Source organism: Streptomyces sp. NPDC048506, from assembly GCF_040651315.1.
Taxonomy (GTDB): Bacteria; Actinomycetota; Actinomycetes; order Streptomycetales; family Streptomycetaceae; genus Streptomyces.
The window spans coordinates 91,824-101,721 of the sequence record NZ_JBEZIX010000039.1 but is presented as its reverse complement, the minus strand read 5'-3'; the positions used below and the strand labels follow the sequence as shown (position 1 = coordinate 101,721).

Here is a 9,898-nt window from a genome sequence, read left to right as displayed (position 1 = left end):
CCGGGCCGTTGGGGTTGGGGTGTGGGACGTAAAGCGAAGCAGTCCCACACCCCTACCCCTCCGGCCCGTCACTGCACCCGACAGCCCCGCGCAGCGGCACCGCCCGCCGTAGGCGAAACGGCGAGAAACCACCACGATGGGAGAGCCAAAAACGTGGGGCGAACGCCGGCCGCCAGGCCACGGTGGGAAAGCCAACAACGTGGGGGGAACGCCGGCCGCCAAGGCCACGGTCAGCCGAACACGTGGGAGGTCGGACTCTCCGCGCGTCCCGCGCCCGGCGGCATTGCCGGATGGGTGCCGATCAGGACGATGCCGGAGACGATGGCCACGATCCCGGCCGCCTCCCAGGCCAGCGCCCCGGGCGTCACCTGTAGCTGGTCGCCGAGGAAGCCCACGCCGCAGGCGATGCCGGCGAGTGGTTGGGCGGCGGTCAGCGCGGGGAGCGAGAGCCGCAGCGGTGCCGACTCGAAGGCGCTCTGCACCAGCACCAGGGCCAGCACCCCGAGGACGACGATGGCGTACGGCTGCCAGCTGGCGAGCAGGGCGGACCAGCCGCCCTGCCCGAAGTGCTCGCCGCTGATCCGGGTCAGGGCGTCCTGGAGCCCGTAGAGCAGGCCCGCCGCGACGCCGAGCAGGGCGGCCTCCAGGCTCACGTGTACCTGCTCCCGTTTGGCGACGGCGGCCAGCAGCAGGGCGGTGCCCAGCACCATCCCCATGATCAGCCACTGCCACAGGTGGTCGGTGCTCCGGCTGCCGCCCTGCGGGCGCCCGGCCACGATGAAGGCCGTCACCCCACCGGCCAGCAGCCACAGCCCGCCCCATCCGGTGCGGCCGAGCCGCTGCCGGGTCAGCCGCCGTGACAGCGCCATCGCGAACAGCAGATTGGTCGCCAGCAACGGCTCCACGAGGGTGATGTCGCCCATCCCCAGCGCCACCGCACCGAGCGCCATGCCCACCACCATCAGGGCGATACCGGCCAACCACTGCGGCACCCGCACCAGGTCGAGCAGCAGCCGCAGCGAGAGGTAGTCCTTCATCGGCGCGTGCTGTGCGGCGGCCTGTTGCAGTACGAAGCCGAGCCCCAGACAGCAGGCCGCTCCGAGGGCGAGCAGTATCACCGTCACGTCGCACACCTCGTATCGTGCGTGGGCGGGGCTGCGCCCGAGAACAGCCGTCCGACGGCGGGCGCGGGGCCACGCCCGCGGCTCGGCCCCGGTCACCCCCATTCTCTCGCGCGCCCTTGCGTACTGCGCGGTAATCAGACGGTTGACGCGGCAGTCGGGTGCGCTGAGGATCGTGCTCCACGGCGGCCGGCGCGCGCCGGCGTGCCCCGGTGAGGAGAGGCGAAATGGCGTACGACGCTGATGTGATCGTGATCGGAGCGGGGCTCGCGGGCCTGGCCGCCACCGCCGAGCTGGTGGACGCCGGGCGCACGGTGATCCTGCTCGACCAGGAGCCCGAGCAGTCCCTGGGCGGGCAGGCGCACTGGTCCTTCGGCGGCCTCTTCCTGGTGGACTCCCCCGAGCAGCGCCGGCTGCGGATCCGCGACAGCCACGCGCTGGCCTGGCAGGACTGGCTGGGCACGGCAGGGTTCGACCGGCCCGAGGACCACTGGCCGCGCAAGTGGGCCGAGGCGTACGTGGACTTCGCGGCCGGGGAGAAGCGCTCCTGGCTGCACCGGCAGGGCGTCCGGTTCTTCCCCGTCGTCGGCTGGGCGGAGCGCGGCGGCTACGACGCCACCGGCCACGGCAACTCCGTCCCGCGCTTCCACATCACCTGGGGCACCGGGCCCGGCCTGGTAGCGCCGTTCGAGCGCCGGGTGCGGGCCGGCGTGGCCCGCGGCCTGGTGGACCTGCGCTTCCGGCATCGCGTCACCGGGCTGTCGGGCAGCGCGGGCAGTGTGGACACGGTCAGCGGCGAGGTCCTCGAGCCCTCGGACGTGGCCCGCGGCAGGCCCAGCAGCCGCGAGGTGAGCGGCGCCTTCGAGCTGCGGGCCCAGGCCGTGATCGTCACCTCCGGCGGCATCGGCGGCAACCACGAGCTGGTGCGCGCCAACTGGCCCGCCCGGCTGGGCGAGCCGCCCCGGAGGATGCTGTCCGGGGTGCCGGCGCACGTGGACGGCAAGATGCTCGGCATCGCCGAGGCGGCCGGCGGCCGGATCATCAACCGGGACCGGATGTGGCACTACACCGAGGGCATCGAGAACTGGAACCCGATCTGGCCGCAGCACGGCATACGGATCCTGTCCGGCCCGTCGCCGCTGTGGCTGGACGCCCGCGGCAGGCGGCTGCCGGTGCCGCTCTTCCCCGGCTTCGACACCCTGGGCACGCTCGCGCACATCATGCGGACCGGCCACGACCACACCTGGTTCGTGCTCACCCGGAAGATCATCGAGAAGGAGTTCACCCTCTCCGGCTCGGAGCAGAACCCCGATCTGACCGGCAAGAGCATCCGCGAGGTACTGGGCCGGGCCCGGGCGGGTGCCCCCGGGCCGGTGCAGGCGTTCATGGACCACGGCGCGGACTTCATCGTCGAACGCTCCCTGTCCGACCTCGTACGGCGGATGAACGAGCTGACCGAGGAGCCGCTGATCGACGAGGCCGCGCTGCGCGACGAGATCGTGGCGCGGGACCGCGAGATCAGCCACCCCTTCACCAAGGACCTCCAGGTGACCGCGGTGCGCGGGGCCCGGAAGTACCTCGGCGACCGGCTGATACGCACCGCCGCCCCGCACCGGCTGCTCGACCCCCAGGCCGGCCCGCTGATAGCCGTGCGGCTGAGCATCCTCACCCGCAAGACCCTCGGCGGGCTGGAGACCGACCTGGCCTCCCGGGTGCTGACCGAGGGCGGGGCGCCCCTGCCCGGCGTCTACGCCGCGGGCGAGGCGGCCGGGTTCGGCGGCGGCGGGGTGCACGGCTACCGTTCGTTGGAGGGCACCTTCCTCGGGGGCTGCCTCTTCTCCGGGCGCACCGCCGGCCGGGCGGCGGCCCGGGCGGTGGGCTGAGCGGCCCGCGGGGCGGGCCGGGCGATGGGCCCGAAGGGGCCCGCGGGGCGGGCCGGGCGACGGCCTGGAGGGACCGGCGGGGTGGGCCGGGGGAGTGGCGTGGCGGACCGCGCGGAGCGCGCCAGGTGACGGCCCAACCCCGTTCAACGGCAGGCGAGTTGACGGATCCAGCCATTCCTTTTGGCGCCTTGACGCGGAGCTCTGCGTAGCGCTTTGCTGTCCGTGATGACTGGTGCGGTCCAGTCCGTCACCCTCTGCAGCGGCGCGCGCAGGCCCGGCGCCACCCCACCAGGACGACGGGGCGGTGCCCGGACCGTGCGGCGCGCCTTGGAGCCCCCGGACCCGTGATATCCCTCTTCCCTTCACCCGTGCCGCCACCACCAACCCTCCGACGCGCCCGCCACCCCGGCGCCCCGTCCCTCGCCCCCGCCCTGGACGACTCCGAACTGGCCATCGCCGCCGACGCCCTGGCGCTCGGCCAGTGGGCCCGGGTGCGCGCCCTGCTCGCCGAGACCGGCACGGACTGGGACCGGCGCGGCCACCGATTGGCGGTCCTGGCCGTCTGCCCCGGCAGCGCCGCCTGGGCCGGCGACTGGCAGTTCGCCGAACCGGACAGCGGCGACGCCGCCACCCTGCTGGCCCTCGCCACCGTCCGGGACGCCCTGCACGGCGAGCGCAGCGCGGACGCCGCCGCCGAGGCCTGCGAGGCCGCCGCCCGGATGCTGCCCGACGACCCCACGCCCTGGCTCGCCGCGCTGATCCTGGCCCGCCGCATCGGCACCCCCGACGCCCGCGCGCACGCCTTCCGGCAGATCCTGGCCCGCCACCCCGACCACCACCACGCGCACCACCTGATGACCGCGTGCCTGGCCGACCAACACCCAGACAGCGCCGACGACCCCCGGCACCCCGCCCATGAATTCGCCGCCCGGGTCGCGGCCGGCGCCCCCGCCGACTCCCCGCTCGCCCTGCTGCCCGTCGTCGCCCACGCCGAGCGCTACCGCGTACGGGCCGCCGCCGGCCTCGCGCCCCCCGACCCCGCCGACTCCGGCCACTGGTCCACCCGGCACGCCCACCAGCTCCTCCAGGCCGCCGTCGACTGGTGGCTGGAGTGGGAGGGCGAGGACCACCCGCGCGGCAAGATCGACCTCAACTTCCTCGCCCACGCCACGTTCCACGAGGGCCGGACCGCCGAGGCCGCCGCCCTCTTCCAGCGCATCGGCCCGTACCCCACCCGGGCCCCGTGGTCGTACGCGGGCCGCGACGCCGAAGGCGCCTTCCGGGCCGCCAGGGACGCCGTGCTCCGCCGGGTCCGGGACCGTCCGGAGGGCCAGGTGACGAAAGTCTGACGTCGGGGCCCGGACGCTGGCCACGCCGCCCGCACGGTGTTCGAATCGAAGGGTGACCAAGGACCCGAACCCGGCCCGCGCGGCGGGCGGCGGCGAGGACGGGCGCGGCACCCCGGTGGGGCGCCGCGTGGTGCTCGGCATGCTCGCCGCCGGTGCCGCCGGCGTCGCCGCGGCCCCCTTCCTCCAGCGCGCCTGGGACGACACCGTCGGCGCCGTCGCCCAGAAGGACCCCACCGGCCTGTCCGGACTGCTCCCGGCCGGCGGCGGCTTCCGCTACTACTCGGTGACCGGCTCCGTCCCGCACAAGGACGAGCACAGCTACCGCCTCACCGTCGACGGCCTGGTGCGCCACCGCGCCTCCTACCGCCTCGCCGACCTGCGCGCCATGCCGCAGACCCGGCTCGTCCGCGACGTCCAGTGCGTCACCGGCTGGCGGGTGCCCCGCACCCCCTTCGAAGGCGTGCGCCTCGCCGACCTGCTCGACGCGGTCGGCGTCCGCCCCGAGGCCCGAGCCGTCCGCTTCACCTGCTTCGACGGCGCCTACAGCGAATCCCTCACCCTCGAACAGGCCCGCCGCGACGACGTCCTGGTCGCCCTGCGGATGCAGGACCGGCCGCTCGGCCACGACCACGGCGGACCGGTACGCCTCTACGTCGCGCCCATGTACTTCTACAAGTCGGCGAAGTGGCTCTCCGGCATCACCCTCACCGACCACGTCCAGCCCGGATACTGGGAGAACCTCGGTTATGACGTCGACGCCTGGGTCGGCCGGTCGAACGGACGCGACGATGTCCCGACCACCTGAGTGGGCCGCGGCCCGCGGGCGGGTGCCGCGCTTCACCCGCGCCGAACACCGGGTGCACCGCGCCACCGCCACCCTGATGGCCGTCTGCGTGCTCACCGCGGGCTGCCTCTACCTCCCCTTCCTCGCCGAACTCGTCGGCCGCCGCGCCCTGATGGTCACCGTCCACGAGTGGTCCGGCATCCTGCTGCCCGTCCCGCTCCTGCTCGGCCTCGCCTCCCGCGCCCTGCGCGCCGACCTCCGCCGTCTCAACCGCTTCGGCCCGCACGACCGCCGCTGGCTGCGCGCCGCGCTGCGCCGCAAGGGGGGCCGCCCGGCCGGCAAGTTCAACGCCGGCCAGAAGCTCTACGCCGCCTGGATCGCCGGCGCCGTGCTGGTGATGGCCGGCACCGGCCTGTTGATGTGGTTCACCCACCTCGCCCCCCTGGTGTGGCGGACCGGCGCCACCTTCGTCCACGACTGGCTCGCCCTCGCCGTGGTCCTCGTCGTCGCCGGCCACATCGGGAAGGCCTACGCCGACCCCGAGTCCCGCCGCGGGATGCGCACCGGCTCGGTGGACGCCCGGTGGGCCCGGCGCGAGCATCCGCTGTGGGAGCACGGTGACGAGGACGCCACGTCCCGCTGACGGGCGCCGCGTTGGCGCGCCCAGCAGCACGCCCGGAATGCAGAGACCTCTTTGCAGAGAAACCTGTGCAGAGAAACCTGTGCAGAGAAACCTGTGCAGAGAAACCTGTGCAGAGAAGTCTCTGCAATCCTATGCTGACGCCCCATGAGCGATGCCTCCGAGCAGCACCCCGCCCCGCCGTCGCCGGCCGCCCGCCCCGTACGCCGCATGGACGCCCGCAGTCTGCGGGGCCTGGCCCACCCCCTGCGGATGCGCATCCTGGACCTGCTGACCCTCGACGGCCCGGACACCGCCACCGGACTCGGCCGCCGCCTCGGCGAGAACACCGGCACCGTCAGCTGGCACCTGCGCCACCTCGCCGACCACGGCTTCATCGAGGAGGACACCGGCCGCGGCACGAAACGGGAACGCTGGTGGCAGGCCGTCCAGGCCTCCCGCCGCCTCGACACCAACGACTTCCGCGACGACCCCGACAGCCGCGGCGCCCTCTCGGTCTACCTGCACGAAACCGTCCAACGCGACTTCGAGCAGGTCACCACCTACCTCGCCGAGGACTGGGACCCGCGGTGGCGGGACGCCGGAACCCTCCTCCGGCGCGGCGACCTCCATCTCACACCACACCAACTCACGGCCCTCAACGCCGAGTTGGAGCAGGTCATCGACCGCTACCGCAGCCCCGCCGGCGACCCGTTGGCCGACCCGGACGCCCGCCCGGTCCTCGTCCAACTCCAGTCCTTCCCGCGCCGGGAACGGGGCGCGCGATGAGCGGACTGCTGCGCCGCCACCGCGACTTCCGCCTGCTGTGGTGCGGTGAGACCGCCGGCAAGTTCGGGGCCGCGGTCACCACCGTCACCCTGCCGCTGGTGGCCGTCACCACCCTGCGCGCCGACCCCTTCGCCGTCGGACTGCTCAGCGCCAGCAGCTGGCTCCCCTGGCTGCTGATCGGCCTCCCGGTCGGGGTCTGGGTCGACCGGCTGCGCCGCCGCCCCCTGATGGTGGGCTCCGCCGCGGCGTCCCTGCTGCTGTTCACCGCCGTACCGGTCCTCGCCCGCAGCGGAGCGCTCGACCTCGGCCTGCTCACCACCGTGGCCCTGCTCACCGGCGCCGCCGCGGTGCTCTTCCAGACCGCCTACAGCGCCTACCTCCCCACCCTCCTCACCCCCGACGACCAGGCCGAGGGCAACGCGAAACTGCACGGCAGCGCCTCCGCGGCGCAGATCGCCGGCCAGGGCGCGGGCGGCCTCCTCGCCCAACTCGCCGGCGCCGTCAACGGGCTGCTCGCCAACGCCGCCACCTTCCTCGTCGCGCTGCTGTGCCTGCTCGGCATCCGCCACCGCGAACCGCGGCCCACGACCCCCGCCCGCGCCCGGCGCTCCCTCGGCGCGGAGATCGCCGAAGGGCTCCGCCTGGTCGCCGGTGACCGGTGGCTGCGCTCCCTGACCCTCTTCGGCGCCACCTCCAACCTCGCCCTGATGGGCTACCAGTCCCTGCTCACCGTCTTCCTGGTCCGCGAGGTCGGCCTGGCACCCGGCGCCGTCGGCGGACTGCTGGCACTGGCCGGCACCGGCGGCATCGCGGGCGCCCTCGCCGTCCGCCGGACCGCCGCCCGCCTCGGCACCGCCCGGGCGATGCTGCTGTACGAACTGGCCGTACCGGCCACCGCCCTGCTCATCCCGCTCACCACCCGCGGCCCCGGAACCCTGCTGTTCGTCGTGGGCGGCTTCGGCGTCAGCGCCGGCGTGGTGGCCGGCAACATCCTCAAGGTCGGCTTCCAGCAGCGCTACTGCCCGCCGCCGCTGCTCGGCCGGCTCGTCGCCAGCAGCGCCTTCCTCAACTACGGCACCCTGCCGCTCGGCGCCCTCCTCGGCGGCGCACTCGGCTCCGCCCTCGGCGTCCGCACCGCCCTGTGGATCACCACCGCCGGCGTTCCACTGGCCGCCCTCATCCTGCTCTGCTCCCCGGTCCGGACCGTCCGCGACCTGCCGGCGCGCCCCACGGACCGCACGACGGACCGCACCGCGACGGCTCAGCCCGCCGGCAGCTCCTCGTGAGCCGCGCCCGGTGCCTCCGCCGCCGGCAGCGCCACCTCGAAGCGACAACCCGCGCCCGCGTTCCGCACCGTGGCCCGCCCCTGGTGCGCCTCCACGATGCCCCGCACGATCGCCAGGCCCAGCCCCGCCCCACCCCGGCCGTCGGCCCGCGGCGTCCGGGCAGCTCCGCCCCGCCACCCGGTGTCGAACACCCGCGGCAGATCCTCCGGCGGGATGCCGCCGCAGCCGTCCTGCACCGCGACCACCACCCGCCCCTCGACCTGCCGCGCACTGACCGCGACGGTGCCGTCGGCCGGCGTCGCACGGATCGCATTGACCAGCAGATTGCCCAGCACGCGGGTGATCTGCTGGGCGTCCACCCGCACCGGCAGCGGCACCACCCCGCCGTCCACCAGCCGCACCCCGCTCGCCCTCGCCAACGGTCCGGCCCCCGCCAGCGCCTCGTCCACCAGGTCGTACACCGACACCCGCGAGAGCGTCAGCGCCAGCGCCCCGGCCTGGATGCGCGACAGCTCGAACAGGTCGTCGACCATCGCCGCCAGCCGGTCCACCTCGATCCGCATCCGGGCGTGGTAGCGCCCGGCGTCCTCGGCGACACCGTCCTCCAGTGCCTCCGCCATCGCCCGCAGCCCGGCGAGCGGCGTCCGCAGATCGTGCGAGATCCCCGCGATCAACTCCCGTCGGGAGGCGTCCAGCGCCCGCTCCCGCTCCCGCGCCTCCGCCAGCTGCGCGCTGGTCTCCTCCAACGCCCGTGACAGCGCCGCCAGTTCGGCCGTCGGCGGCTCGGCGGGCGCCACGAACCCGCCCTCGCTGCCGACCGTACGGGCCGAGCGGGCCAGCTCCCGGCTGCCCGCCGCGATCCGCCGTCCGAACAGCAGCGCCGCCGCCAGCGACACCACCCCGGACACTGCGACCACCGCCATCACCACGCCCAGGTCGTGCCCCGACAGGAACATCGCCTGGGCGACCGCCACCGTGCCCGCCGCCATCGCGGCCACCGCCAGCGCCGCCACCGCGAACAGCGACAGCGCCACCGAACGCCGCCGCAGCGCCCGGACCGCGGGCGCGGCGAGCAGCCCCGCCAGCGCCGCGCCGAGCGCCGCCAGCGCCACGATCACCAGGAAGTCCGTCATGCCCGGTACCCGCCTTCCGGCAGCGGCCCGCCGCCCGGGCGCGACCCGTCGGCGGGGGAGGCACCGCCGCCCGCGCGGTCGACCTCGTCCGCCGGGGCGACGTCGTCGGCCGGGTCGAAGCGGTAGCCGGCGCCCCACACCGTCGTCACCAGCCGCGGCGCCGCCGGATCCGCCTCGATCTTCTCCCGCAGCCGCCGCACATGCACCGTCACCGTCGACAGATCGCCGAACTCCCAGCCCCACACCCGGTGCAGCAGCTCCTCCCGGGAGAAGACCCGCCCCGGGTTGCGCATCAGGAAGACCAGCAGGTCGAACTCGCGGGCGGTCAGGGAGAGTTCCCGCCCGGCGCGGTCGGCCCGTCGGCCGCCGGGGTCGGCGCGGAGGTCACCGGCGCGCAGCACGGGCGAGGGCGCCGCGGCCGGCGGGGCGGACTCCGCGCGGCGCAGCACCGAGCCGATCCGCAGCACCAGCTCCCGCGGACTGAACGGCTTGGTCACATAGTCGTCCGCGCCCAGCTCCAGCCCCAGGATGCGGTCCGCCTCCTCACCGCGCGCCGTCAGCATCACCACCGGGACCGCAGGCCCGCCGTCCGCGCCCCGCAGCCGGCGGCACACCTCCAGGCCGTCGATGCCGGGCAGCATCAGGTCCAGGACGACCAGGTGCGGGCGGAACACCGCGGCCTGGTCGAGCGCGGCGAAGCCGTCGGCGACGTGCTCGGTGGCGTAGCCGGCGCGCGCGAGGTAGCCGGTGACGACCTCGGCGACGGTCGGATCGTCCTCGACCACCAGGACACGGCGCGGCGGCCCCGGCACGGATGGGGGTCCCCCCTGGCCGAGCGGAGTCGAGGGCTTGGGGGCGGCAGGCGGCACGGAGGGCGGCGTGGCACGGTGCACGGGGTCAACGCACCCTTCGGGGCAGGAACGTCATGCCCCCA

9 protein-coding genes are annotated in these 9,898 nt (G+C 75.0%); 6 read left to right on the top strand and 3 right to left on the bottom strand.

Annotated features, from left to right (window positions below):
• Positions 1-230: 230 nt before the first annotated feature.
• Complete coding sequence (locus tag AB0C96_RS28660) at positions 231-1,124, bottom strand: DMT family transporter (protein WP_362921187.1); 894 nt, start codon at positions 1,122-1,124, stop codon at positions 231-233.
• A 224-nt stretch (positions 1,125-1,348) separates the two neighbouring features.
• Between AB0C96_RS28660 and AB0C96_RS28655 the strand changes: the two genes are divergently transcribed.
• The 6 genes from AB0C96_RS28655 (at position 1,349) to AB0C96_RS28630 (ending at position 7,831) form a co-directional block, all read left to right on the top strand.
• Positions 1,349-3,004: an FAD-binding dehydrogenase gene (locus AB0C96_RS28655; protein WP_362921186.1), complete on the top strand. Its 1,656-nt coding sequence runs from the start codon at positions 1,349-1,351 to the stop codon at positions 3,002-3,004.
• A gap of 368 nt (positions 3,005-3,372) precedes the next feature.
• Positions 3,373-4,353: a hypothetical protein gene (locus tag AB0C96_RS28650; protein WP_362921184.1), complete on the top strand. Its 981-nt coding sequence runs from the start codon at positions 3,373-3,375 to the stop codon at positions 4,351-4,353.
• 52 nt (positions 4,354-4,405) lie between these two features.
• On the top strand, positions 4,406-5,158 hold the full coding sequence (locus AB0C96_RS28645) for a molybdopterin-dependent oxidoreductase (RefSeq protein WP_362921182.1): 753 nt from the start codon (positions 4,406-4,408) through the stop codon (positions 5,156-5,158).
• Complete coding sequence (locus tag AB0C96_RS28640; protein ID WP_362921181.1) at positions 5,142-5,780, top strand: cytochrome b/b6 domain-containing protein; 639 nt, start codon at positions 5,142-5,144, stop codon at positions 5,778-5,780. The genes AB0C96_RS28645 and AB0C96_RS28640 overlap by 17 nt, the downstream gene beginning before the upstream one ends.
• A 207-nt stretch (positions 5,781-5,987) precedes the next feature.
• On the top strand, positions 5,988-6,545 hold the full coding sequence (locus tag AB0C96_RS28635; RefSeq protein ID WP_362921192.1) for a helix-turn-helix domain-containing protein: 558 nt from the start codon (positions 5,988-5,990) through the stop codon (positions 6,543-6,545).
• A complete protein-coding gene (locus AB0C96_RS28630) occupies positions 6,542-7,831 on the top strand; it encodes an MFS transporter (protein ID WP_362921179.1) in 1,290 nt (429 codons plus the stop codon). Before AB0C96_RS28635 ends, AB0C96_RS28630 begins: the two co-directional genes overlap by 4 nt.
• Here the strand turns inward: AB0C96_RS28630 and AB0C96_RS28625 are convergent.
• Both AB0C96_RS28625 and AB0C96_RS28620 read right to left on the bottom strand, forming a co-directional pair.
• Positions 7,807-8,964 carry a HAMP domain-containing sensor histidine kinase gene (locus AB0C96_RS28625; protein ID WP_362921177.1) on the bottom strand — a complete coding sequence of 386 codons (1,158 nt, stop codon included), beginning with the start codon at positions 8,962-8,964 and terminating at the stop codon, positions 7,807-7,809. The two genes, AB0C96_RS28630 and AB0C96_RS28625, sit on opposite strands and share 25 nt — an antisense overlap.
• Positions 8,961-9,776 (bottom strand): response regulator transcription factor, encoded by an 816-nt coding sequence (locus AB0C96_RS28620; protein WP_362921175.1) that lies wholly within the window; start codon positions 9,774-9,776, stop codon positions 8,961-8,963. Before AB0C96_RS28620 ends, AB0C96_RS28625 begins: the two co-directional genes overlap by 4 nt.
• Between the last annotated feature and the right edge of the window lie 122 nt (positions 9,777-9,898).